The organism is Mycobacterium rhizamassiliense (assembly GCF_900157375.1).
GTDB classification, from domain to species: domain Bacteria; phylum Actinomycetota; class Actinomycetes; order Mycobacteriales; family Mycobacteriaceae; genus Mycobacterium; species Mycobacterium rhizamassiliense.
Map to the genome: position 1 here is coordinate 2,428,084 of NZ_LT721901.1, position 23,724 is coordinate 2,451,807.

At 66.7% G+C, this 23,724-nt stretch carries 21 protein-coding genes; 17 read left to right on the forward strand and 4 right to left on the reverse strand.

Annotated elements, in window-relative coordinates; genetic code table 11:
* Positions 1–2 precede the first annotated feature (2 nt).
* From MRAB57_RS11915 to MRAB57_RS11950, 8 genes are read left to right on the forward strand one after another with little or no spacing between them, the layout of a single operon-like run.
* On the forward strand, positions 3–866 hold the full coding sequence (locus MRAB57_RS11915) for an alpha/beta fold hydrolase (protein ID WP_077087726.1): 864 nt from the start codon (positions 3–5) through the stop codon (positions 864–866).
* The gene (locus tag MRAB57_RS11920; protein WP_077087727.1) at positions 866–2,596 is read left to right on the forward strand and encodes a bifunctional 3-(3-hydroxy-phenyl)propionate/3-hydroxycinnamic acid hydroxylase; all 1,731 of its coding nucleotides are present in this window, start codon (positions 866–868) and stop codon (positions 2,594–2,596) included. Before MRAB57_RS11915 ends, MRAB57_RS11920 begins: the two co-directional genes overlap by 1 nt.
* Positions 2,544–3,461, forward strand: coding sequence for a 3-carboxyethylcatechol 2,3-dioxygenase (locus tag MRAB57_RS11925; protein ID WP_245835904.1), 918 nt, complete (start codon positions 2,544–2,546; stop codon positions 3,459–3,461). The genes MRAB57_RS11920 and MRAB57_RS11925 overlap by 53 nt, the downstream gene beginning before the upstream one ends.
* Positions 3,458–5,188, forward strand: a complete 1,731-nt coding sequence (locus tag MRAB57_RS11930) for an FAD-binding protein (RefSeq protein ID WP_077087729.1) — start codon at positions 3,458–3,460, stop codon at positions 5,186–5,188. The genes MRAB57_RS11925 and MRAB57_RS11930 overlap by 4 nt, the downstream gene beginning before the upstream one ends.
* Before the next feature lie 2 nt (positions 5,189–5,190).
* Positions 5,191–6,498, forward strand: a complete 1,308-nt coding sequence (locus MRAB57_RS11935; RefSeq protein WP_077087730.1) for an LLM class flavin-dependent oxidoreductase — start codon at positions 5,191–5,193, stop codon at positions 6,496–6,498.
* Between the two features lie 6 nt (positions 6,499–6,504).
* Positions 6,505–7,335, forward strand: a complete 831-nt coding sequence (locus tag MRAB57_RS11940; protein WP_077087731.1) for a coniferyl-alcohol dehydrogenase — start codon at positions 6,505–6,507, stop codon at positions 7,333–7,335.
* Complete coding sequence (locus tag MRAB57_RS11945) at positions 7,319–8,311, forward strand: cyclase family protein (protein ID WP_077087732.1); 993 nt, start codon at positions 7,319–7,321, stop codon at positions 8,309–8,311. The genes MRAB57_RS11940 and MRAB57_RS11945 overlap by 17 nt, the downstream gene beginning before the upstream one ends.
* Positions 8,311–9,144 (forward strand): alpha/beta fold hydrolase, encoded by an 834-nt coding sequence (locus MRAB57_RS11950; RefSeq protein ID WP_077087733.1) that lies wholly within the window; start codon positions 8,311–8,313, stop codon positions 9,142–9,144. Before MRAB57_RS11945 ends, MRAB57_RS11950 begins: the two co-directional genes overlap by 1 nt.
* Here MRAB57_RS11950 and MRAB57_RS11955 read toward each other — a convergent pair.
* The 3 genes from MRAB57_RS11955 to MRAB57_RS11965 all read right to left on the reverse strand — a co-directional run bounded on the left by MRAB57_RS11955 (position 9,132) and on the right by MRAB57_RS11965 (position 12,613).
* Complete coding sequence (locus tag MRAB57_RS11955) at positions 9,132–10,763, reverse strand: multicopper oxidase family protein (protein ID WP_077087734.1); 1,632 nt, start codon at positions 10,761–10,763, stop codon at positions 9,132–9,134. The two genes, MRAB57_RS11950 and MRAB57_RS11955, sit on opposite strands and share 13 nt — an antisense overlap.
* Positions 10,764–10,909: 146 nt before the next feature.
* The gene (locus MRAB57_RS11960) at positions 10,910–11,656 is read right to left on the reverse strand and encodes an SDR family oxidoreductase (protein ID WP_077087735.1); all 747 of its coding nucleotides are present in this window, start codon (positions 11,654–11,656) and stop codon (positions 10,910–10,912) included.
* A gap of 72 nt (positions 11,657–11,728) precedes the next feature.
* The gene (locus MRAB57_RS11965; RefSeq protein WP_077087736.1) at positions 11,729–12,613 is read right to left on the reverse strand and encodes a hypothetical protein; all 885 of its coding nucleotides are present in this window, start codon (positions 12,611–12,613) and stop codon (positions 11,729–11,731) included.
* Between the two features lie 142 nt (positions 12,614–12,755).
* Here MRAB57_RS11965 and MRAB57_RS11970 point away from each other — a divergent pair, with 142 nt between their 5' ends.
* The 9 genes from MRAB57_RS11970 (at position 12,756) to MRAB57_RS12010 (ending at position 22,822) form a co-directional block, all read left to right on the forward strand.
* A complete protein-coding gene (locus tag MRAB57_RS11970) occupies positions 12,756–13,565 on the forward strand; it encodes an SDR family NAD(P)-dependent oxidoreductase (protein ID WP_077087737.1) in 810 nt (269 codons plus the stop codon).
* A 134-nt stretch (positions 13,566–13,699) separates the two neighbouring features.
* On the forward strand, positions 13,700–14,365 hold the full coding sequence (locus MRAB57_RS11975) for a TetR/AcrR family transcriptional regulator (protein WP_077087738.1): 666 nt from the start codon (positions 13,700–13,702) through the stop codon (positions 14,363–14,365).
* An 11-nt stretch (positions 14,366–14,376) separates the two neighbouring features.
* Positions 14,377–14,571 carry a ferredoxin gene (locus MRAB57_RS11980; protein WP_077087739.1) on the forward strand — a complete coding sequence of 65 codons (195 nt, stop codon included), beginning with the start codon at positions 14,377–14,379 and terminating at the stop codon, positions 14,569–14,571.
* Between the two features lies 1 nt (position 14,572).
* The gene (locus MRAB57_RS11985) at positions 14,573–15,811 is read left to right on the forward strand and encodes a cytochrome P450 (protein WP_077087740.1); all 1,239 of its coding nucleotides are present in this window, start codon (positions 14,573–14,575) and stop codon (positions 15,809–15,811) included.
* 170 nt (positions 15,812–15,981) lie between these two features.
* The gene (locus MRAB57_RS11990) at positions 15,982–17,043 is read left to right on the forward strand and encodes an amidohydrolase family protein (RefSeq protein WP_173814019.1); all 1,062 of its coding nucleotides are present in this window, start codon (positions 15,982–15,984) and stop codon (positions 17,041–17,043) included.
* On the forward strand, positions 17,043–18,287 hold the full coding sequence (locus MRAB57_RS11995) for a M24 family metallopeptidase (RefSeq protein WP_077087742.1): 1,245 nt from the start codon (positions 17,043–17,045) through the stop codon (positions 18,285–18,287). Before MRAB57_RS11990 ends, MRAB57_RS11995 begins: the two co-directional genes overlap by 1 nt.
* A complete protein-coding gene (locus MRAB57_RS12000; RefSeq protein ID WP_077087743.1) occupies positions 18,277–19,404 on the forward strand; it encodes a M24 family metallopeptidase in 1,128 nt (375 codons plus the stop codon). The genes MRAB57_RS11995 and MRAB57_RS12000 overlap by 11 nt, the downstream gene beginning before the upstream one ends.
* A 2-nt stretch (positions 19,405–19,406) precedes the next feature.
* Positions 19,407–20,402 carry an enoyl-CoA hydratase/isomerase family protein gene (locus MRAB57_RS12005; protein ID WP_077087744.1) on the forward strand — a complete coding sequence of 332 codons (996 nt, stop codon included), beginning with the start codon at positions 19,407–19,409 and terminating at the stop codon, positions 20,400–20,402.
* Positions 20,402–22,822, forward strand: coding sequence for a CaiB/BaiF CoA transferase family protein (locus MRAB57_RS12010; protein ID WP_077087745.1), 2,421 nt, complete (start codon positions 20,402–20,404; stop codon positions 22,820–22,822). Before MRAB57_RS12005 ends, MRAB57_RS12010 begins: the two co-directional genes overlap by 1 nt.
* Here MRAB57_RS12010 and MRAB57_RS12015 read toward each other — a convergent pair.
* Positions 22,819–23,658, reverse strand: coding sequence for an SDR family NAD(P)-dependent oxidoreductase (locus tag MRAB57_RS12015; RefSeq protein WP_077087746.1), 840 nt, complete (start codon positions 23,656–23,658; stop codon positions 22,819–22,821). The genes MRAB57_RS12010 and MRAB57_RS12015 overlap by 4 nt on opposite strands.
* Positions 23,659–23,724 lie beyond the last annotated feature (66 nt).

A 23,724-nucleotide genomic window follows, 5' to 3' on the forward strand; every position in this document is an offset into this window, starting at 1 on the left:
CCGTGGCTGAGTTCGAAAGCGTCTGGAGCGATCTCCAGGGCGTCGCGTTTGAGCAGGGTTATCTCAGCGCCGGTGGAGTGAAGACCCGCTACCTGCGGGCCGGCGATCCGGGCAAGCCGGTGCTGGTCCTGCTGCACGGATCCGGTGGCCACGCCGAGGCATACGTCCGCAACCTGGCGGCGCACGCCGAGCACTTCTGGACCTGGTCGGTCGACATGCTGGGCCACGGTTACACCGACAAGCCGGGCCATCCGCTGGAAGTCAGCCACTACGTCGAGCACCTGATGGCGGTGCTGCGCACCATCGGGGTGAACCGCGCCTACATCAGCGGCGAATCGCTCGGCGGCTGGGTCGCCGCCCGCACCGCGGTCGACCACCCGGATGTGGTTGAGCGCCTTGTGCTTAACACCGCCGGCGGCTCGCAGGCCGACCCCGTGGTGATGCAACGCATCATCACGCTGTCGATGGCCGCCGCCGAGGACCCGACCTGGGAAACGGTTCAGGCGCGCATCAAGTGGCTGATGGCCGACAAGTCCAAGGACTACGACGACCTAGTCGCCAGCCGCCAACGCGTCTATCGCCAGCCGGGATTCGTCTCCGCGATGAGCGACATCATGGCGTTGCAGGACCCCGAGATTCGCGCGCGCAACATCCTCGGTCCGACCGAATACGGCTCGATCACCGCGCCGACGTTGGTGCTGTGGACCAGTGACGACCCCACCGCCGACGTCACCGAGGGGCGCCGCATGGCGTCGATGATCCCGGGCGCGCGCTTCGAGGTGATGCCGGGCTGCGGTCACTGGCCGCAGTACGAGGACGCCAAGACCTTCAACCGCCTGCATCTCGATTTCCTGCTGGGGCGCTGATGGGCAACGACGGGCACCAGGCCAAAGACGAGGGCGTGGACGTCGACGTCGTCATCGTCGGCGCGGGGCCAGTCGGCCTGACCCTGGCCAATACCCTTGGCGCCCAGGGTGTCCGCACGCTGGTGGCCGAGGAACGGGACACGCTGATCGACTACCCGCGTGGGGTCGGGCTGGACGACGAGTCGCTGCGCACCTTCCAGTCGATCGGTCTGGTCGACCGCGTGCTGCCGCACACCGTGCCCAACCAGATCCTGCGTTTCGTCGACGCCAAGCGCCGCATCCTTGCCGAAATGGCCCCGCCCGACGCGAGATTCGGCTGGCCCAAGCGCAACGGATTCGTGCAGCCGCTCGTCGACGCCGAATTGCTGGTCGGCTTGGACAGATTCGACAACGTCGAGGTGCGCTGGGGCAGCCCGATGACCGCCTGCGAGGAAGCCGCCGACGCCGTCACCGTCACCCTCGGCGGTGCGGGCGAGGCGGCCACCGTGCGCGCGCGCTACGTGGTGGGCTGCGACGGTGGGCGCAGCATGACGCGCCGCACGATGGATGTCTCCTTCGACGGCACGACGTCCTCGACGCGGTGGCTGGTCGTCGACATCGCCAACGACCCGCTGGGTCACCCCAACAGCGAGGTGGGCGCCGACCCCGAACGCCCGTACGCCTCAATCTCGATCGCGCACGGAATTCGCCGCTTCGAGTTCATGATTCACGCCGACGAATCCGACGAGCAGGCCGAGGATCCGGCGTTCCTGACCCGGATGCTGGCGCGGATGGTGCCGCATCCTGACCGGGTCGACGTGATCCGGCGCCGCGTCTACACCCATCACTCCCGCATCGCCGGCGCATTCCGGCGCGGCCGGTTGCTGCTGGCCGGCGACGCCGCGCACTTGATGCCGGTGTGGCAGGGCCAGGGCTACAACAGCGGCATCCGGGATGCCGCAAACCTGGGCTGGAAGCTGGCCGCGGTGGTGCGCGGCCTGGCCGACGAGGCGTTGCTGGACACCTACGATGTGGAGCGCCGCAAGCACGCCCGGGCCATGATCGATTTGTCCACGATGGTGGGCCGGGTGATCTCGCCGACCAATCGCCGGGTCGCCTCGGCGCGCGACCTGCTGGTGCGCTCCGCGTCAATTGTCCCGTCGCTCAAGCGATATGTGCTCGAGATGCGGTTCAAGCCGATGCCTCGTTACGAGCAGGGCGCCGTCGTGCATTCGCTCGACCCCAAGGAGCCGCGCAGCGCCCTGTCGCCGGTGGGCACCCTGTTCATCCAGCCGAAGGTCGATACCCGCACCCAGCAGGACGTCCTGCTCGACGACGTGCTCGGCCCGTGGTTCGCGGTCCTGTGCTGGAACAACAACCCGCGCAAGATCCTCGGCGACGAGGCTTTCACGGCCTGGAAAGCGTTGGGCGCGTACTTCATTGCCCTGCGGCCGTCGACCCAGCTGCACTGGGCCGCGCACGACGACCCGGACGTCATCGTCGTCGGCGATCGCACCGGCGGCCTCAAAGGCTGGTTCGACGGGCACAAGGAATCGGTGGTGTTCCTGCGTCCCGATCGATGCATCGCGGGTGCCTGCATCGCCCAGCTCGCCCCCGACCTGAGCGCGTCGCTGATCGACGCCCTCACCCTCATCCCGGGAGGGGGTGATGTCGACAGTGGCAACGGCTCTGTGCTGTATGTCCCACAGCCCGCTCCTGAATCTTCCGGGGCCGTCGCGGGACCTGCTTGACGACATCGAGGGTGCCATCGCGCAGGCGCGCGACTTCGTCCGCGACTATGACCCCGAGCTGGTGCTCACCTTCTCCCCGGATCACTACAACGGGTTCTTCTACAAGTCGATGCCGCCGTTCTGTATCGGGCTGAGCGCCAACGGTGTTGGTGATTACGGCACGCACGCGGGCCCGCTCGACGTGCCCACCGAGCTCGCGGAGCGGTGCGCGGAGGCCGTCCTGGACGCGGGCGTCGACGTCGCGGTGTCGGCGAGCATGGACGTGGACCACGGCACCGTGCAACCGCTGGAGAAGCTGTTCGGGGACGCCACCGCGCGACCGGTGATCCCGGTCTTCATCAATGCGGTCGCCGTACCGCTGGGCCCCATGCACCGGGTCCGGGCGCTGGGTACGGCCATCGGCAATTTTCTGGCCACCCTGGACAAGCGGGTGTTGATACTGGGGTCCGGCGGGCTGTCACACAGCCCTCCGGTGCCGACATTGGCGACGGCGCGGCCGGCGGCCCTGGACCGGATTGTGCACGGCACGCCGATGACGCCCGAGCAGCGGCAGGCCCGGCAGACCGCCGTGATGGAAGCGGCCCGGAGTTTCGCGGGCGGTGACAGCGATCTGCAACCGCTCAACCCGGCCTGGGACCACCGCTTCCTCGAGACGGTCGACGCGGGGCGTATCGACGATTTCGACCAGTGGTCGAACTCCTTCGTCCTGTCCGAAGGTGGCAGCTCCGCGCACGAAATCAGAACGTGGGTGGCCGCTTTCGCGGCGCTGCAGACGGCGGGGGACTATCAGACCGTGTTGCGCTATTACAAGCCGGCCGCCGAGCTGATCGCCGGGTTCGCCATCAGAACGGCGACGCTGACATGACCGCCGCGGACCGCGACGGCCACGACCACGTCGTCGATGTGCTGATCGTCGGATCAGGTGGCGGCGGGATGGCGGCCGCACTGACCGCCGCAGCGTCGGGGCTGGACGTGCTGGTGGTCGAAAAGTCTTCGCACTTCGGCGGTTCCACCGCCCTGTCCGGCGGCGGCATCTGGGTGCCGGGCGCGCCCGCGCAGCGCCGGGGCGGCTACACCCCGGACCCCGAAGAAGTGGTCCGATACCTGCTCGACATCACCGACGGCCTGGTCAGCGAGGCCCGCATCCGGCAGTACGTCGAGGCCGCGCCGAAGATGCTGGAATTCCTCGAAGGGCTGTCCGGCTGGTTCGAATTCGTCTGGAAGCCGGGCTATGCCGACTACTACCCGGAGCGGCCCGGCGGGTCGGAACTGGGCAGCACGATCAACGTGCCGGCCATCGACCTACGGAAGCTGGGTGCCGACGAGCAGACGCTGCTGCAGCCCCTGGCGCTGGCGCCGCGGGGAATTTGGCTGGGCCCCAAGGAGTTGCGCCAGTTCTATCGGATCAGGCAGTCGTGGACCGGCAAGGGCGTGCTGCTCAAGCTGGTCGCGCGCATGGTCCGGGCCCGGGTGTTCAACGAGCGGATGGCCGCGATCGGGCAATCGCTGGCGGCCCGGCTGCGGCTGGCGATGCGCGAGCGCGGCATCCCGCTGTGGCTGGACTCGCCGATGACCGAATTGCTCACCGACGTCGACGGATCGGTGACCGGCGCGGTGGTGGAGCGAAACGGCGCCAAGCAGCGGATCGCCGCGCGCGCCGGCGTCATCCTGGCCTCCGGCGGCTTCGACCACGACCTGGCCTGGCGCAAGGAACACCTGCCCGTGGTGGACCAGGACTGGAGCTTCGGCAATCCGGCCTCCATGGGCGACGGAATCCGCGCGGGCCAGAAGCTGGGCGCCGCCACCGACCTGCTCGACGAGGCGTGGTGGTTCCCCGCGATCCAATGGCCGGACGGCCGAATGCAATTCATGCTCAACGAGCGGATGATGCCGTCCCAGTTCATCGTCAACGGTGCGGGCAAGCGCTTCATCAACGAGGCCGCGCCGTACATGGATTTCGGCCACGCGATGATCGACGGCCAGAACTCCGGGGTCACCCACATCCCGTGCTGGCTGATCACCGATCACCGGTCGTTCAACCGCTACGTCGTCGGGGGTCACCTGCCGATACCGAAAATCCCGTTCGCCCCGGTGCCGACGGGGCGCAAGGTGCCCAAGGCGTGGCTCGAATCGGGCGTCGTCAAATCGGCGATGAATTGGGACGAGATGGCGTCCAAGATCGGCGTCCCGGCGCAGCAGCTGCACGAAACAGCCGGTCGCTTCAACGAACTCGCGCGCAAGGGTCACGACGACGACTTCAACCGTGGCGACAGCGTCTACGACAACTACTACGGCGACCCGACGTTGCCGAACCCAAACCTGTACCCGCTGGGCGATCCTCCGTACTACGCGTTCCGGGTCGTGCTCGGCGACCTGGGCACCTCGGGCGGTCTGCTGACCGACGAACATGCCCGGGTGCTGCGGCCGGACGGCACGGCGGTACCGGGGTTGTACGCGGTGGGTAACACCTCCGCGGCGGTGATGGGCCGCAGCTACGCGGGGGCGGGGGCGACCATCGGCCCGGCCATGACCTTCGGCTTCGTCGCCGCCAAACATCTAGCCACCCAGGCCACTAATTCTCATAGGAGGTAGCAATGAAAATTTCACTGTTCTACGAGTTCGCCCTGCCGCGCCCCTGGGCCCCGGACGACGAGCACGTCATGATGCAGGACTGCCTGGACGAGGTGGAGGCCGCCGACAAGGCGGGGTTCTCGACCGTCTGGCTGACCGAGCACCACTTCCTCGAGGAATACTGTCATTCCACCGCCCCGGAGATCTTCCTGGCCGCGGCGAGCCAGCGGACCAAGAACATTCGGCTCGGCTTCGGCATCATGCACATGCCGCCCATCGTGAACCACCCCGCGCGCGTGGCCGAACGCATCGCCACCCTCGACCTGCTGTCCAACGGGCGCGTCGAGTTCGGCACCGGCGAATCCTCCTCCGTCGGTGAGCTGGGCGGGTTCAACATCGACCCCGCCGACAAGCGCGCGCAGTGGGAAGAGGCGCTCGAGGTCTCGATCCGCTGCATGATCGAGGAACCCTTCTCCGGGTTCGAAGGCCAGCACGTCTCGATGCCGGCCCGCAACGTGGTGCCCAAGCCGCTGCAGAAGCCGCACCCGCCCGTCTGGGTGGCCTGCACCCGGCCGGCCAGCGTGCAGATGGCCGCCCAAAAGGCCATCGGCGCACTGAGTTTCGCCTACACCGGGCCCGGACCGCTGACCGAGCGGGTCAACGGCTACTACAAGGAGCTCGAGGAGAACGGCGTGCCCGCCACGCCGCAGATCAACCCGAACATCCTGGCCATCGGCGGTGACCTGTCGATGATGGTCGCCAAGACCGACGAGCAGGCCCTGCAGCGCCTCGGGCAGGGCGGCGGCTTCTTCTCGTTCGGCATCATGCACTACTACATGACCGGCGTGCACACCCCCGGGCGGACCGGCGTGTGGAATCGCTACCTCGAAGAGGTCGAGAAGGATCCGACGCTGGCCTACGGCCCGGGACGTGGCGCGATCGGATCGCCGGCCACCGTGCGCGAATTCCTGCGTGGCTACGAGGAGAGCGGCGTCGACGAGATCATCCTGCTGCTCAACCCGCGCAGTCACGAGGGCACCATGGAGTCCATCGAGTTGATGGGCAAAGAGGTGCTGCCCGAGTTCATCGAGCGCGACAAGAAGCAGGTGGCCGAGAAGGCCAAGCGCCTGGCACCCGTCATCGAGAAGGTGGAGGCGCGCCGGCCCAAGTCGACCGCACCGAAATTCGACGAAAACTACTCCTTCGGCGGCCTGCCCACCGGTCGTGGCGGTAAGTTCACCGCCAGCGAGATTCCTGAGGCCATGGCCGAGATCAACGAGGGCCGGGTCCAGGCGGCTCAGCGGGCTAAGGAAGAACAGAACAAGAAGTAGAAGGCCTTGGTAGACATCGACCAGCTGTGGCGCTACGACGGCCGCCGTGCGGTGGTCACCGGGTGTGCGTCCGGCATCGGCGAACACGTGGTTCGACAGCTCACCGAGCTCGGAGCCGAGGTCGTCGGGCTGGACAAACGCCGGCCATCGTTGCCGGTCAACGAGTTTCATGAGGTCGACCTGGCCGACCCGGTCTCGATCGACGGCGCGGTAGCGTCGGTCGGCGGGCGCGTCGACACGCTCTTCAACGTCGCGGGCGTCTCGTCGGGGATCGGCGAGCCGGCGCTGGTCGCCACCATCAACTTCCTGGGCCTGCGGCACGTCACCGAGGCGCTGGTTCCAAGGATGGGCGCGGGGTCATCCGTCGTGAGCGTGTCGTCGCTCGCGGCGGCCGCCTACCGCGAACACGCGGCGGTGGTGGCGCCGCTGCTGGGCACCGCGACGATGCAGGACGGCATCGACTGGTGTCATGCCCACCCCGACGAACTGGGCAACGGCTATCAACTGTCTAAGGAAGCGATCATCCTCTACACGATGCGCAGCGCCACGCCGTTGGGCGCCAAGAGTATTCGCATCAACTGCTCCGGGCCCGGGGTCACCGAAACCCCGATCCTCGATCAGCTGCGGACGGCGTACGGGCAGGGCTTCCTCGACGACATTCCCAAACCCCTGGGCCGCGTTTCCGACCCCGCCGAGCAGGCCGCGGTGCTGCTCTTCTTGAATAGTCGTGCAGCAAGCTACATCACGGGACAGGTCCTCTGGGTCGACGGCGGAAACGTGGGTGCCGCGATCGCCCGTGAACTCGAGGAAGGACGGGCCCATGGCCGACTTGACTGACTTCCGGCGGGTCGCGCGTGACGTCTCCAATTGGGGGCGGTGGGGTGACGACGACGAGCTCGGCACGCTGAACTTCATCACCCAAGACAAGGCGGCCCAGGCGGCGGCCCTGGTCAAGCACGGCAAGGTGTTTCCGCTCGGCGTGGACTTCGGCGCCTCGGGCCCGCAGGGCGCCTTCGAATATCGGCACAATCCCGTGCACGTGATGACCATCGACGGCGGCGACGCGAACACGCTGCTCCAGTATGGGCCGGGCTGGGCGAGCAACCCGATAGCCAAGCAGCTCAGTAGCTACATGGGCGACGACAACCCGTTCCGCTTCAACGACGACCTGATCATCATGCCGCTGCAGGCGGCCAGCCAGTGGGACGCGCTGTCGCACGTCTACTACGACGAGCAGCTCTACAACGGCTTCCCCGCGAACTCGGTGACCAGCATGGGCGCCCGCCATTGCGGAATCGACAAGGTCGACGGCAAGGGCATCACCTCCCGAGGCGTGCTGCTGGACCTGGTTCGCCATCGCGGCGCGGAAGTCTTTCTCGAGCAGGGGAATCCGATCACGCCCCAAGAATTGGACGACGCCGCACGCACGCAGGGCGTGCGGATCGAACGCGGTGACATCGTCCTGATCCGGACCGGCTGGTGGACGAGGTTCGCGCAGACCGGCAACAAGACCGAGCCCTTCTCCGGGCTGGACTGGGGCTGCGCCTCGTGGCTGCACGACCACGAGGTCGCGGCGGTCGCCTCCGACAACCTCCAGGTCGAGGACCTCGTCTCCGGAGTCGACGGCGTATTCCTGCCCCTGCACCTGCTCTGCCTGCGTGATATGGGAATGATGTTCGGCGAGTACTGGGACCTCACCGCGCTGGCCGGCGATTGCGCCGCCGACGGTGTCTACGAGTTCCAGCTCATCGCGCCGCCCCTGAGAGTCATTGGGGCCGTGGGCTCCCCGGTCAACCCGATCGCGATCAAGTGATGGGCTTTGAACGCAAGACCATGCTGGTGGATGGCCTGACCACCGGCTACCTGGAGGCGGGCGAAGGCGATCCGGTGGTGCTGCTGCACGGCGGCGAGTTCGGTGCCAGCGCCGAACTCGGCTGGGAACGCACCATTTCCGCGCTCGCCGCGCACTATCGGGTGTTGGCCCCCGACATGCTGGGCTATGGAAATTCGGCGAAGGTGATCGACTTCGTCGACGGCCGCGGCATGCGGATACGCCACGTCGCCCGGTTCTGCGATCTCCTCGGCATCGCCTCGGCGCATTTCGTGGGAAACTCCATGGGCGCCATCAACCTGCTCAACGACACCACGGCGGAGGCGCCGCGGCTGCCGGTGCGCGGCTTGACGATCATCTGTGGCGGCGGAGAGATCCAGCAGAACAAGCACTTTGAGGCGCTGCAGGAGTACGACGCGACCTACGAGGCCATGCGCAGCATCGTCGAGGCGCTGTTCTACGATTCCGCCTACCCCGGCGACGAGGAATACGTGCGACGCCGCTACGAGTCGAGCACCGCGCCGGGAGCGTGGGAGGCCGTGGCCGCGGCCAGGTTCCGTCGTCCCGGCTCGTCGCGGCCCCCGACCCCGTCGGCCACCCGTGCCTACGAACGCATCGGTGTGCCGACGCTTGTCGTCGAGGGCGGCAAGGACAAGCTGCTGCCGCCGGGTTGGGCCGCCGAGATCGCCGGGCAGATCGACGGCGCCCGGTCGGCGGTGGTCGACGACGCCGGCCACTGCCCACAGATCGAGCAGTCCTCAGTGGTCAACGAGCTGCTGCTGGACTTTTTGGCTAAGGCGGCTCAGAAGACGTAATCCAGCCGGGTCATCATTCCCGCGACCTGGTGGTAGGTGTTGTGGCAGTGCAACTGCCACTGCCCGGGATTATCGGCGACCAGGACGGCGATCAGCTTCTGCTTGGGCAGCACGATCACGGTGTCCTTGCGGGCGCCGGGGGTGCCGTCGGACTTGATCAGCTGAAAAGTGTGCCCGTGCAGGTGAATTGGATGATACATCATCGTCGTATTGTCGAACGTGAGGGTGGGCCGTTGCCCCAGCCGGATCTGCAGCGGATTGGTCTTGCTGTAGGGCTCGCCGTTGATCATCCAGTTGTACTGCATCATGTTGCCGCCCAGGACAACCGGTAGGTCCAGGTTGGGTTCGGGTCGGCCCAGGTTGACCGGCGTTGTGGCGGTGAACATCTCGATGGTGCCCACGCGTTTGGTGAGCTCGGGCGGTTGGAACTGTGCGTCGGGGGCGCTGCCCTTCCCGGTGGAGAGCAGCGCCCGCGCCAGCGCGTTTTTCCCCTCGGCGACCGCGACCAGCGGGAAGACGCCGTCGGCCGCGGTCACGATGACGTCGTAGCGCTCGGCCATGCCGATCAGCAGGGCGTCGACCTGCGTGGGCACCACCGGAAAGCCGTCGGTGTGGGTGACCGTCATCGAGTGGCCGCCCAGCGCGACCCTGAAGGCGGTGTCGGATCCGGTGTTGATGAAGCGGATCCGGATGCGCTGACCGGGCTTGGCGTTGAAAGTGGTGGGGGCGGCCGGAATTCGCCCGTTGATCAGGTAGTACGGGTACATGATATCCCCGGCGTCGCCGCCGAGAAGGTCGCTGTTTCCGACCCGCGGTGCCTCCGGTGGCGGCGGTGGCGCGGCCGCCGAGCTGGTTGGGGTGCTCGACGTCGCGGACGTCGTCGAGGTCGGGGTCGTGGAGGTGGCGGACGTGCTTACCGGCGGGGTGGGCGTCGCGGCCGGCATGGGCATGGGCATGCCGGACTTGTTCGGGCTGACCAGCTCCTCGTAGAGCTGTTGCGGGGATTTCCCGATGCCGTCGGTCCAATCATCAAGGACGACAATCCATTCGGTGTCGTAGCTGCCCTCGGTAGGATCGTCGATGATCACCGGTAGATACAGGCCCGTGTCTTCGTCGAGCCCGGTATGCGGGTGAGCCCAATACGTTCCGGGGTTCGGGACGCTGAACTTGTAGGTGAAGTCCTGGCCCGCGCCGATGTCCGGGGTGGCGGGCTCGGCGCCGTCCATGTCGTTGCGCAACGCGATGCCGTGCCAATGCACCGACGTCGGATGGTCGAGCTTGTTCGACACCGTGACAACGAGTTCGTCACCCACGCGGGCCCGGATCACCGGGCCGGGGATCGAATTGCCGAAGGCCAGCGTGCGGGCGATCGGTCCACCCAAGTCGATCTCGGTCACCTGCGGCGTCAAGTTGGCGGTCACGGTGCGGCCGCTGTGCGGGCGAGCCTTCTCGGCCGCAGCGATTGCCGCGTTCATCTGGGCCGCGGCGCCGGGCGGCTGCGGCTTGGCGCCGCTGCAGCCCGCCAGCGTCAACCCGCCGGCGATGCCGGCCGCGATGAAGCCCCGCCTGGTCAGCTGGGCCGCGTCGCAGGGGACCCCGGGTGTGGGTGGCACCGGCATTGATCGCTCCTTGTTGTCGGTCAATTCGTCCCCAGCGAGTTATACCGTGCTTGGCCGGTAGTCAACGCGCAACCGTTACCGAAACGACGTTAGGCGACTCAGACAGGAATTCCGTTGAACGCGGCCATCGGTCGCCCGCGGCACCGTTACTGCGAAGCCGCCCAATCCTTGAACTTGGTGGGGTAGACCGTCACTTCTTCGCCGTCGATGGGGACGATGCTGCCCTCGTCGATCACCGCACCGTAGTAGCGGGCTGCCGGGTCGGTGACCACTTCGCGCGCATCGCCGGTCGCGGCGAACCAGGTCCGGATGAAGTCGTCCATGCCTTGCTTTTCGGGGCCGGCGATGTTGGTCAGACCGGCCGGATCGCCGCTCGCCGCGCGGGCGACGGCCGTCGCGACGTCAACCGAAGCGATGGGCTGGAACGCCCCGTGCGGCGCGCGAATCGTGTCGCCGTCGGCCAGCGAATCGGCAATGCCGCCAACGAATTCGAAGAATTGCGTCGCTCGCACGATCGAATGCGGAGCACCCGATTCCACGATGATCTTCTCCTGGGCGACCTTGGACCGCATGTAGCCGCTGTCGGGCAGCCGGTCGCACCCGACGATCGAGAGCGCGACGTGATGCGCCACGCCCGCGGCCCGCTCCGCTTCGAGAAGGTTGCGGGTGGAAGTGGTGAAAAACTCCAGCACGTCGTCGTCGGCCCAGGACGGCGAGTTGGCGACGTCCACCACCGCGTGCACACCCGCGACGGCGTCGGCGAGACCCTCGCCGGTGATGGCGTTGACGCCGGTGCTCGGCGAGGCCGGCACGGCCTCGTGTCCCTGCTCGGTGAGGATCGCGACGACCTGCTTCCCGATCAGCCCGCTGCCGCCGATGACCAAGACCTTCATAACCACGCCTCTTTCGTTTTCTCGATGGTTTGCTGGCACAAGCATGGTCGGTGGGACGGCCGTTTGGAACCCCTACGGGCGCCTGGCGAAGCGCCGGGCCGGACCGTCGTCGGTGCTGGCGACCGAGTAGCAGATCGCGGTCGAGACGATCGTCGGCACGAGAAGTGCCAGCACGAAGACGAATCCGACGAATCCGCGGTTGGGGGTGGTCAGCCAGCCGATCGGGAAGCGCGCCAGGCTGACGGCGAGCCATGACGCGGCGACCGCGAGAAACAGCGTCCCCACAGTGGCCACCTTGATCGACCGCAGCGCCAACCGCGTCGGCTCGGCGGTGTTCGCCAGCGAGCGGTTGAGGGTCTTCGTGCGGATGTAGACCAACGCGAAATCGAGCAGGATGACCGCCGCGCTGAATCCGACGATCGCCCCCGTCAGCCAGAGCGCCGGTCGGTGGCCGAGCACGAAATGCAAATAGTCGATGCTCGTCTCGCTCATGATCAACGTCGTCGCCATCGCGGAGCCGAATGTCAGCCACCCGCCGAGGTCGGCGAGGAAGCAGTAGGCGCGGATGTCCGCGGGGTCCTCGGAGGGGACCTTGTTCACGGCGTGACTCGCGAGCATCCAGCCCAGCCCGCCGAACAGCCCCGTGGTGCCCGCCGCGAGCATGCCGGTCGCCAGATCACCCTGCGTCCAGGCGATCGCGCAGATGCCCTGGCGGTCAGCGTTGTCGGGCGGCTGGGTTCCGCTGATGAGGCTGAACAGGAAGCTGTCGAGCATCAGGATCAGCACCGCCGACGAGAACAGCGCCAGCGTGTGCACGCCCTCCCGGCTGCCACGGTCGAACAGCAGGGCGATCGCCGTGATCAGGAAGCCGCCGAGCACACCGGCGAGCTGCGACGTCGACGGCGCCGACGTGATCATGCTCCATTGGTCGGAGGTGCAGAAGTTGTCGGGATTCATTGGCGCCGCAATCCGAAGGTCGAGACCGCCTCGCTCATGGCCAAACAATAGCCAGCCGCTGTCCATCAGCCGGGGTTTGCTGTGGCGATTCACTTAAATCAACTGCTTGACTTAATACCTGGCGCACGGATTAACTCGTCGGGTGGTCAACGAACTGAAGGGCAAGGTCGCCATCGTCACCGGCGGAGCCTCCGGCATCGGGCGCGGCATCGTGGAACGGTTTGTGGCCGAGGGATCCCGGGTCGTCATCGCCGACGTCGAGGCCGACAAGGGGCAGGAGTTGGCCGCCGGGCTGGGAGACGTCGCCCTATTTTCGCGGACCGACGTCTCCGATCCCGAACAGATCGGGGCTCTGGTGGCCACCACCGTCGAGAAATTCGGTGGTTTGCACGTCATGGTGAACAACGCCGCGGTCTCCAGCCCGCTGCGCCGCCTGCTCGACGATGACCTCTCCGATTTCCACCGGATCATGGGCGTCAATGTCCTGGGCGTGATGGCCGGGACCCGAGATGCCGCCCGGCACATGGCCGAAAACGGTGGTGGGTCGATCATCAACCTCACCTCGATCGGTGGCATTCAGGCCGGCGGCGGGGTGATGATCTACCGCGCATCCAAGGCCGCGGTCATCCAGTTCACCAAATCCGCGGCAATTGAGCTGGCGCGCTACGAGATTCGGGTCAACGCCATCGCGCCGGGCAGCATACCCACGCCGATCCTGGGCAAGTCGGCCGCCGGAATGGGCCCGGAGCAGCTCAAGGAGTTCGAGGCGAAGATCCGTCAGGGGATGCGCGACGACCGTCCGCTGAAGCGCGAGGGCACGCCCGACGACGTCGCACAGGCGGCGCTGTACTTCGCGGGGGACCGCTCGCCGTATGTCACGGGGACCGTGCTCCCGGTGGACGGCGGGACCTCGACCGGCAAGGTGGTCCGGCCCCGGAGGAGCGAGGGTTAGCGCGTCCGCCGAGCGTGACGCTGCCGTCACGTTCGGCGCCCAGCGTGACCGCAGCGTCACGCTCGGCGTGGAACACGTGAGCAATTTAAATCAAGCGCTTGACTTAAAGGGATCGGACGAGGTTGACTAGGGCAATGACCGCGGCAGGCAGGGCTGTTCGCACCGAGCGGGCCAGCTCCACACAGGAGGCGATACTGGTCGCCGCCGAGCGGCTGTACGCCGAGCACGGCATGTTCGCGGTGTCCAACAGGCAGGTCAGCGAGGCCGCCGGGCAGGGCAACAACGCCGCGGTCGGGTACCACTTCGGCACGAAGGCCGACCTGGTGCGCGCCATCGAGGAAAAGCACCGTGGACCCGTCGAGCAGCTGCGCGAGCAGATGGTCGCCGAGCTGCTCGAGTCGGGCGGCGACGCCGAACTGCGCGACTGGGTGGCCTGCCTGGTCCGCCCGCTCACCGACCACCTGGCCGACCTCGGCAACCCGACCTGGTACGCGCGCTTCGCCGCGCAGGCCATGACCGACCCGGCCTACTACAACATCGTCGTCAAGGGCGCGCTGAGTTCGCCGTCACTGGTTCAGGTCGTCGACGGCTTCAACCGCTGCCTGCCCAACCTGCCGGCCAATGTCCACTTCGAGCGCAACATCATGGCCCGCAATTTGTTGATGCACACCTGCGCCGATCGCGAACGCGCGCTCGCCGCGGGCACGCAAACGGCCCAATCATCCTGGCGGACTGCTGCTTTCGGCCTCATCGATGCGATCGTGGGCCTATGGCTGGCACCCGTCACGCCGCACGAGTGAAGAGTAAGCCCATGAAAGTGACTGTCGACCAGAATATTTGCGCATCGTCGGGCAACTGCGTCATGCACGCGTCCGAACTGTTCGACCAGCGAGACGACGACGGCGTCGTCGTCCTGCTCAACGACCACCCGTCGCCCGAACAGAGCGAAGGCGCCCGCCAGGCCGTCGCCGCGTGCCCAGCCCAGGCAATCCACATCGAGGAATGACATGTCGGAAGCATTGACGGACACCACAACCGAGGCAGAGATCCCGGAATATCCGATGGCCAGGGACGCTCGCTGCCCGTTCGCCCCGCCCCCGGACGTCATGGCGCTCGCCGACAGCAAACCGCTGTCCCGGGTTCGGATCTGGGACGGCAGCATGCCGTGGCTCATCACCGGCTATGAGCAGGTGCGCGAACTCTTTTCGGATTCCCGGGTCAGCGTCGACGACCGCGTTGCCGGGTTCCCGCACTGGAACGAAGGCATGCTGTCCACCGTCCACAAGCGGCCGCGGTCGGTGTTCACCGCCGACGGCGAGGAGCACACCCGGTTCCGGCGGATGCTGTCCAAGCCGTTCACCTTCCGTCGGGTGGAGAACCTGCGGCCCACGATCCAGCACCTCACCGACGACCACATCGACACGATGCTGGCCGGGCCGCAGCCGGCCGATATCGTCTCCTCGATCGCGCTGCCGGTGCCGTCCCTGGTGATCAGCCAACTGCTCGGCGTGCCCTACGAGGACGCCGAGATGTTCCAGCACCACGCCAATGTGGGCCTCGCGCGCTACGCCGCCGCCGAGGACACCATGAAGGGCGCGATGAGCCTGCACAAATACCTGGCTCAGCTCGTCGAGGCCAAGATGGAAAACCCTGCGGAGGACGCGGTTTCCGACCTTGCCGAGCGCGTCAAGGCCGGCGAGCTCAGCGTGAAGGAAGCCGCACAGCTGGGCACCGGGTTGCTGATCGCCGGACACGAGACCACCGCGAACATGATCGGGCTCGGTGTCCTCGCGCTGCTGCTGAACCCCGACCAGGCGGCCGTCATCCGCGACGCCGAAGATCCCAAGATTCTCGCCAACGCGGTCGAAGAGATGCTGCGCTACCTCAGCATCATCCAAAACGGCCAGCGCCGAGTCGCTTTGGAGGACATCCACATCGCGGGGGAGACCATCCGCGCGAACGAGGGCATCATCATCGATCTGGCGCCGGCGAACTGGGATGCCGACGCCTTCACCGAGCCGGATCGGCTGTATGTGCACCGCTCGGGGGCCGACCGCAACGTCGCCTTCGGCTACGGCCGGCACCAGTGTGTGGGTCAGCAGCTCGCCCGGGCGGAGCTGCAGATCGTCTTCCAGACGTTAGTCCGCCGCATCCCGACCATGGCGCTGGCCGTACCGGTCGAGGAGGTCCCGTTCAAGCACGACCGGCTCGCCTACGGCGTCTACGAATTGCCGGTGACCTGGTAACCGAAATCGATTGAGCAGCCCGAGATTAGTCCTCATATCCCGATCCGAATGGAGGGTCAATAATGTCAACGACGACTACCGCCTCGCTCTACCCGCCCGGTGGCTATGGCGCACCGAAGGATCGGCGCGGCCACGCCGCGGACAGCGACGTGGGCCTGCCCGCGGGCACCGTGGTGTTCTCCGCGGACAACCACATCTCGCTGGCCGACGACATCTTCTTCGACCGCTTCCCGGATGAGTTGAAGGACAAGGCACCCCGGATCTGGTACGAGGACGGCGCCTACCAGGTCGGGCGCAAGGGTCAGTCGTTCCTGCCCGGTGACTTCAGCGCGGTGCTGATGCAATACGACGACCTGCCCGGGGCGGCGAGCACCAACATCGAGGCCCGCATCCAGGAGCTGCACGACGACGGCGTCGAGAAGGAACTGGCGTTCCCCAACGCGATCCTGGCGCTGTTCCACTACCCGGACAAGCAACTTCGCGAGCTGGCATTCCGCATCTACAACGAGTACATCGCCGAACTGCAGGAGCGCTCGAACGGGCACTTCTACGGTGCCGGTCTGATCAACTGGTGGGACCCGCAGGGCGCTAGGAAGACACTGGAAGAGCTGAAATCGTTGGGGCTCAAGACCTTCCTGTTGCCGCTGAACCCGGGCAAGGACGACGACGGCAACATCATCGACTACGGCTGCGACGCGATGCGGCCGGTCTGGGACGAGATCGAAGCCGCCGGGCTTCCGATCACGCACCACATCGGCGAGACCCCGCCGAAAACCCCGTGTCAGTTCAACAGCGTGGTGGTCGGCATGATGATCAACATCGACGGCTTCCGCGAGCAGTTCGCCAAGTACCTTTTCACCGGCATCCTCGACGATCACCCCGGGCTGCGCATCGGCTGGTTCGAGGGCGGCATCGCCTGGGTGCCGTGGGCCCTGCAGGACGCCGAACATCTGATGGGGTCCTACCAGCACATGTTGAACCGGCCGCTGGAGCACGACGTGCGCTACTACTGGGACACCCACATGAGCGCGTCGTTCATGGTCGACCCGCTGGGCCTACAACTGATCGACCAGATCGGGGTGGACAAGGTGATGTGGTCCAGCGACTATCCGCACAACGAAAGCACTTACGGTTACTCGGAGAAATCGCTGAAGGCCGTGGTCGACGCCGTCGGTCCGGCGAACGCGAAGAAGATCGTCAGCGACAATGTGACGAAGTTCCTGGGCCTGTAGTGAAGACGCTCGCAGACCTGGGCACCAGCACCGGCAGCGGACTGGTGATCCCCGAAACGCCCGACCTGGCCCGGCTGCGCCGGGAGACCGGCGCCCGGCTGCGCTCGGCGATGGCCGAGCGCGGAGTCGACGCGCTGATCCTGTTGGGCAACAACGCGGTAACCTATGCGACCGGCGCCAGCTGGCCGCTCGGCGACGCCGGCCTGTCCTACGTGGAACGGCCGGTGGCCGTGGTGCTGGCCAACGACGAGTGGCCGCACCTGTTTTTGCCGTTCCGCGAGGGAGCATCGCAGGAGTCCGACTTGCCCGCCGATCACTTGCACGGGCCCGTCTACCTCGAATTCGAGGAGGGCGTAGCCAATTTCGCGCGCACGATTGCCGACCTGATTCCGCCCGGTTCGGTGATCGCGGTCGACGAAATCACCGGCGCGATGTCTCGTGCCGCGAAGCAACTGTTCCCCGGCGGTCCGCCGGTCGACGCCGCGGCCGTTGTCAGCGCCGCCAAGTTGGTCAAAACGCCGGACGAACTGTCCTGCGTGCGGACCGCGATCCAGATCACCGACGAAGCCATGGTCGAGGTACACAAGCGACTGGCCCCCGGCGTTCGCCAAATCGACTTGTCGGCAAGCTTTTTACGCCGGGCCTTCGAATTGGGAGCGTCGGCCAGCATGCTGGAGCCGATCTGGCAGGTGATGCCGCCGAGCAAGGCCGAGGGTGTGTGGACCACGCACGGCGACCTGGCGCTGCCGTTGCTGAGCACCGAGCGCGAGCTGGCCGAGGGCGACGTGCTGTGGAGCGACGTCAGCATCACCTACCAGGGTTACTGCTCGGACTTCGGCCGCACCTGGATCGTCGGCCGGGACCCGTCACCGCGCCAGCAGGCGCAGTTCGACAAGTGGTTCGAGATCATGTCTGCGGTGTTGGGTGTTGCCAAGGCCGGCGCCACCGCGGCGGATCTGGGGCGGGCCGCGATCAATGCCAACGGTGGCACCAAGCCGTGGCTGCCGCACTTCTACCTGGGGCACGGGATCGGTGTCAACGCGGCCGAAATGCCCATGATCGGAACCGATCTCGGGCAGGAGTTCGACGAAAACTTTGTCTTGCAACCCGGGATGGTGCTGGTCCTGGAGCCGGTGGTGTGGGAAGACGGCACCGGCGGCTACCGCAGCGAAGAGGTCCTGGTGATCACCGAGGAAGGCTGGCTCCGCTTGTCCAACTACCCGTACGACCCCTATGGCAACTGAAGTCCTGCCCGACGAGCGCACGCTGCGCTCAGGGCGTCGTCAGCGGGCCCTGGACCAGATGGCCGCACACGATCTCGATGTGCTGGTACTCGGTCGCCAGGCCAATGTTCGTTATGTCACCGGGGCCCAGCAACTGTGGGTCGCCGGCACCCGGCCGTTCGGGCCTAGCTGTGTGCTGGTGCGTGAGACCGGCGCCATTCACCTGCTCAGCACGTGGGACGAGGGGATTCCCGAGGACATCCCGCACGAGAACCTCTACGGCATCTCGTGGAATCCGATGAATACCATGTCGGCGCTGGCGCGCATCGAGGGCGCGGCCACCGCCCGCCGGGTCGGAACCGATGCGCTCTCACCGGTTTTCGCTCAGCTCCTGCCCACCGCGTTTCCCAACGCGCAGCTGGTTGACGGAGAGTTGGCAGTGCGGGACGCCCGCCGGATCAAGACGGCCGAGGAGATAGCCGCCCTGCGCTCATCCATCGCGGTAGCCGAATCCTCTTTGGCCGCAGCGATATCCGAGCTACGGCCAGGGGTGAGCGAACAGACACTTGCCGGCGCGTTGCTGGAATCCGCGGCGGCAGGCGGCGTGAGCACCCCGTCAAATCAGGATGTCGCGTGGGTGACTTCGCGCGAGCATCCGTGGCGCCGGGCCAACGGTGATGGCCGGATCCAGGACGGCGATCTGGTGGCCTTCTCCGCCGGCGTGCTGGCCGGTGGTTACGTCGGCGAGGTTGGACGAACCTGGCCGGCGGACACCAGGCGCACGCCGGACGGCGCCGCGGCGCTGCACAAGCGCTGGGAAGCCTTGTGGGCCAAGCTGATCTCTTCGTGCCAGCCCGGTTTCGGGGCCACGGAATTGCTGGCCGCCTACGAGGCGGCGGGTGAGCCGGCGCCGCCGATGCCGGTGGCCCGCGGTTTGGGCATGGGATTCGACCCGCCCGTCGTGTCGAAGCACCTGCCCGTGACCGCGGCCGCGGAGCGTTTGGAGCCGGGCATGGTGCTCGCGGTGACGGGCTACGTCTGGGAACAGGGCGTCGGGGCGGTATTCGGGCGAGAGGCGGTGCTGATTACCGCGGATGGTCCCGAAGTGCTGACCTCCAGCCCCTTCTGGCACCCGTAGCGATGGCTGAGAAGTCTGAGCCGCCGGCGGAGGAGATCATCCGCTATAGCAAGGATGCCAAGACCCGCATCGCGACCATCACGTTCGACCGGCCCGACTACCTGAATGCCCCGACGATCGCGGCGCGGGTGCGGTATGCGGATCTCTTGCACCGAGCCAACGTCGACGACGACGTCAAGGTGCTGGTGGTCCGTGGGGCCGGTGACGATCTCGGTTCGGGCGCCGACCTTTCCGAGGTGATGCGGATCCGGGACGCAGCTGATCAGGGTCCGCGGCTCGCCGAATATCGAATCGGCGCAGACGAAGTCAGGTATCCGCCGCAAGGCTCCTTTCGGAACGGCGCGACCCTGGGCCAGTGGTATGCCAATCCGAATTCCGGCATCCGCGGCCTGCAGGACTTCAAGAAGATCAGCATCCTCGAGGCCAAGGGGTACTGCTACGGCTGGCACTTCTACCAGGCCGCCGACGCCGACCTGGTGATCGCCAGCGACGACGCGCTGTTCGGTCATCCGTCGTTTCGCTACTACGGCTGGGGCCCGCGCATGTGGTGGTGGGCCCAGACGATGGGCATCCGCAAGTTCCAGGAAATGGTTTTCACCGGAAGGGCTTTCACCGCCGCCGAGATGTACGACTGCAACTTCCTGAACAGCGTGGTCCCCAGGGATGAGCTGGAGGCCGAGGTGGACAAGTACGCGTTGGCCTGCGCGCGTAACCGCCCCACTGACACGGTGTTCATGCAGAAGGTCTTCTTCGAGATCATGAAGCAGTTCCAGGGTGAATACCTGGGCAGCATGCTCAGCGCCGTCTTCGAGTCGATGGGCTCCCAGGTGCGCCCGGACGGCGGCGACGAGTTAATGCTCGATGACGCCATGGAACGCGGGCTGGGCGATGCGGTCAAGGACAACGACGGCAAGTTCCCCACCGATTGGGCGCTGAGCAAGAAAGCGCGCAAGAAGGCGTGCGCCGGCAAGGAAACCAAAGCGAAGAGAAAGAAATAGTGGCGCCCGTCGACCCGCCGTTGACCGGCTATACGGTGATCGATCTGTCCACCGGTATAGCGGGCGCCTACTGCACGAAGTTGCTCGCCGATGGCGGCGCGGACGTCGTCAAAGTTGAGTCACCAGAAGGTGATCCGCTGCGCCGATGGTCGGCCTCGAGTGCGATCCCGGCCGACGGTGATGGCGCCCTGTTCAGCTTCCTGGCCGGCGCCAAGCACAGTGTCGTCACCGATCCCGACAGCAACGAGGACACCGACCTGGTGAACCGGCTACTCGCCTCCGCGGACGCGGTGATCTGGTCCGATGGATCGAAAGTCACTGAACACCAAGGCTTTACGCCGCAAGCCATTCATGCTCGTCACCCACACCTCACCGTCACCGCGATCACTCCATTCGGTCTGGAAGGTCCATGGCGGGACCGCGCGGCCACCGAGTTCACCCTGCAGGCGTGGTCGGGCGGGATCGTTGGGCTCGGGCGTGGCGAGCAGGAGCGGGCGCCCGTCTTCGTGGGCGGCCAGGTCGGCGAGTACCTGGCGGGCGCCTACGCCAGCGCGGCCACCATGACGTCGCGATACCGCCGAATCGACGGCGGGGCGGGCGAACTGCTGGACCTGTCCATGCTCGAAACCCAGATCCTCTGTCTCACCTATTATCCCGTCACCTACTTCGAACTCCTTGGACGGCCCTGGCGAGACACCCGGCGCCCGACCATCCCCGGAGTGGCCCAAGCCAAAGACGGTCTGGTGGATGTCGGGTGTGGCACGGCGCAGCAGTGGTTCGACTTGTGCGCGATGGTCGGTCACCCGGAGTGGATCGACGAGGAGTCGCCGCTATCGATCACCGAGCTGGCCAACGTCTACGCCGACGAGATCTTCGCCTGGCTGGCCGTCACCTCGGTCGATGAAATCAGGGAACTGGCCTCGGCATTCCGGATCCCCAACGCACCCGTGGCCAACGGGGCGAACGTCACGTCGTTTGATCAGTTCGTCGAACGCGAGTCCTTCGTGCGCAATCCCCGCAACGGCTTTCAGCAGCCGAGCCACCCGTATCGGCTGCGTCCCGCGCAATTGCGCGAGCCACAGCCGGCGCCGCGGCTGGGGGAGCACACCGAGCAGTACCGCAACGCGGACCTGACACCACGACCCGAACCGGGCGGGACCGCAAAACCATTGCCGTTCAGCGGCCTTCGAGTGCTGGACATGACGGCGTTCTGGGCGGGCCCCTGCGGCACCCACTTCCTGGCCATGCTCGGCGCCGAGGTTATCCACCTCGAATCCACCCGCCGCCCGGACGGCACGCGGCTGATTGCCGGCATACCGATCACCGAGGACCAGTGGTGGGAAAAATCGCCGATCTTCGAGGCCCTGAACACCAACAAGAAATGCCTGACGCTAGACCTGCAGAGTGCGCGCGGCCGCGAGCTCGTGGGTGAGCTCATCGCGACGTGCGACGTGATCGTGGAGAACTTCACGCCGCGGGTGCTGGACCAGGCTGGCCTGGATTTCGCTGCCGTGCAATCGATTCGACCCGACATCGTGATGGTGCGGATGCCCGGCTTCGGCCTCGATGGGCCGTGGCGGGACAACCCGGCCTTCGCCTACGTCATCGAATCCGCATCCGGCGTCAGTTGGCTCACCGGCTACCCCGACCGCACGCCGTATGACCCGTATTCGATCGGTGATCCCAACGCGGGTGTGCATGCGCTCAACGCGGTGCTGCTGGCGCTCGAGCACCGACGCCGCACCGGAGACGGCGTGTTCGTCGAAGCCGCGATGGTTGACGCGGCACTGAGCATCTCCGCCGAGCAGGTCATCGAGTACTCGGCCTACGGTGCACTGTTGGAGCGCGACGGGAACCGGGGACCGACGGCCGCGCCGCAGAATCTCTACCGCTGTGCCGGTATCGACGAATTCGGGCGGCCCGACAACTGGGTCGCGATCGCGGTGCAAACCGACGAGCAGTGGCACGGCCTGTGTGGGTCGATCGGAAACCCCTCTTGGGCAACCGATCCCGCGCTAGCGGGGATGGCGGGCAGACGTGAGCATCACGACCTCATCGACGAGCACCTGGCCGCGTGGTGCGCGGACCGCACCGGTGACGACATCGTCGCGGCCCTGTGGGACGCGGGTGTTCCGGTCGCCAAGGTCATGCAGCCGCATCGCCAAACGGAGTTGGCGCAATTGGCCTTCCGCCGCTTTTTCGAAGTCGTCGACCATCCGGTGAGCGGGGAGTCTCGGCTCAGTACCGTACCGCTGAAGTTTTCCGCCGGACCCGCGACGCTGCACGCGCAGCCCGCGCCGCTGCTCGGGCAGCACAACCACGAGCTGCTTGCCGAGCTCGGGCTGACGGCATCGGAAATCGCCGACCTGGAGTCCGACGGCGTCATCGGCCAAGCGCCGGCGATGTATTCGGCGACCTAGTGCGTCCAGCCCTCGGCGGCCTGATCGTCGAAGGTGCGGTCGATGCGCTCGAACCTGCGCTGCACCGACGTCCGCGCGGCCCCGTGCGGCAGCACGTAGAGACGGTTGGCCAGGATCGCGTCGGCGGTCAGCCGCGCCACGGCGTCGACCGACACCGTTTCGTCCTGCGTGGGCGGCAGCGGCCCGAACGCACTCGTCACGTCGGGGGTGGACGCCAGTCCGTCGTCCGCGCCCCGGATGCGTTCGGAGTTGGACACCAGCTTGGTCTCGATGACCATCGGGCACAGCACCGAGACCCCGATGCCCTTGTCCTTGACCTCGCGGGCCAGCGTCTCCGCCAGGCCGACGACGCCGTATTTGGCAACGCCGTAGGCCCCGAGGCCGGCATTGGGCACCAGCCCGGCGAACGATGCGGTGAAGGCGACGTGGCCGCCCTTGCCCTGCTCGAGCAACTTCGGCACGAACGCCTCGACGGCGTGGATCGAGCCCCACAAATCGATGTCGATCACCCAGCGCCAGTCCTCGTGCGTCATGTCGACCAGCGGGCCCGCGACGACGATGCCGGCGTTGCTGAACACGATGTCGACCTGGCCGAGCAGCCGGAACGCCTCGTCGGCGAGGTGCACCATCTGCTCGAGGTGCCGCACATCGCACGCCACGCCGTGTGCCTCGAAACCGTCGGCCTTCAGGTTGGTGACGGCCTGCTCCAGCGCCTGCTTGTCGACGTCGGCCAGGACTAGGCGGGCGCCGCGGCGGGCGAACTCGGTGGCGGTGGCCAACCCGATGCCGCTCGCGCCGCCCGTGATGACTGCCCCGCGACCTTCGAATCCGTCCATGGATTCAAGAGCGTATTCCCTCCCCGCGGGCGCCGGTGTGAGAGGCATCATGTAGATAGCGCGCTA

Bases quoted from the DNA above. Each gene is read 5' to 3' on its own strand.
- MRAB57_RS11945 (WP_077087732.1), top strand. From the start codon at position 7,319: ATGGCCGACTTGACTGACTTCCGGCGGGTCGCGCGTGACGTCTCCAAT.
- MRAB57_RS11980 (WP_077087739.1), top strand. From the start codon at position 14,377: ATGAAAGTGACTGTCGACCAGAATATTTGCGCATCGTCGGGCAACTGC.
- MRAB57_RS11960 (WP_077087735.1), bottom strand. From the start codon at position 11,656: ATGAAGGTCTTGGTCATCGGCGGCAGCGGGCTGATCGGGAAGCAGGTC.
- MRAB57_RS11935 (WP_077087730.1), top strand. From the start codon at position 5,191: ATGAAAATTTCACTGTTCTACGAGTTCGCCCTGCCGCGCCCCTGGGCC.
- MRAB57_RS11930 (WP_077087729.1), top strand. From the start codon at position 3,458: ATGACCGCCGCGGACCGCGACGGCCACGACCACGTCGTCGATGTGCTG.
- MRAB57_RS12000 (WP_077087743.1), top strand. From the start codon at position 18,277: ATGGCAACTGAAGTCCTGCCCGACGAGCGCACGCTGCGCTCAGGGCGT.
- MRAB57_RS11920 (WP_077087727.1), top strand. From the start codon at position 866: ATGGGCAACGACGGGCACCAGGCCAAAGACGAGGGCGTGGACGTCGAC.
- MRAB57_RS11950 (WP_077087733.1), top strand. From the start codon at position 8,311: ATGGGCTTTGAACGCAAGACCATGCTGGTGGATGGCCTGACCACCGGC.
- MRAB57_RS12015 (WP_077087746.1), bottom strand. From the start codon at position 23,658: ATGGACGGATTCGAAGGTCGCGGGGCAGTCATCACGGGCGGCGCGAGC.
- MRAB57_RS11925 (WP_245835904.1), top strand. From the start codon at position 2,544: ATGTCCCACAGCCCGCTCCTGAATCTTCCGGGGCCGTCGCGGGACCTG.
- MRAB57_RS12005 (WP_077087744.1), top strand. From the start codon at position 19,407: ATGGCTGAGAAGTCTGAGCCGCCGGCGGAGGAGATCATCCGCTATAGC.
- MRAB57_RS11965 (WP_077087736.1), bottom strand. From the start codon at position 12,613: ATGAATCCCGACAACTTCTGCACCTCCGACCAATGGAGCATGATCACG.
- MRAB57_RS11985 (WP_077087740.1), top strand. From the start codon at position 14,573: ATGTCGGAAGCATTGACGGACACCACAACCGAGGCAGAGATCCCGGAA.
- MRAB57_RS11955 (WP_077087734.1), bottom strand. From the start codon at position 10,763: ATGCCGGTGCCACCCACACCCGGGGTCCCCTGCGACGCGGCCCAGCTG.
- MRAB57_RS11975 (WP_077087738.1), top strand. From the start codon at position 13,700: ATGACCGCGGCAGGCAGGGCTGTTCGCACCGAGCGGGCCAGCTCCACA.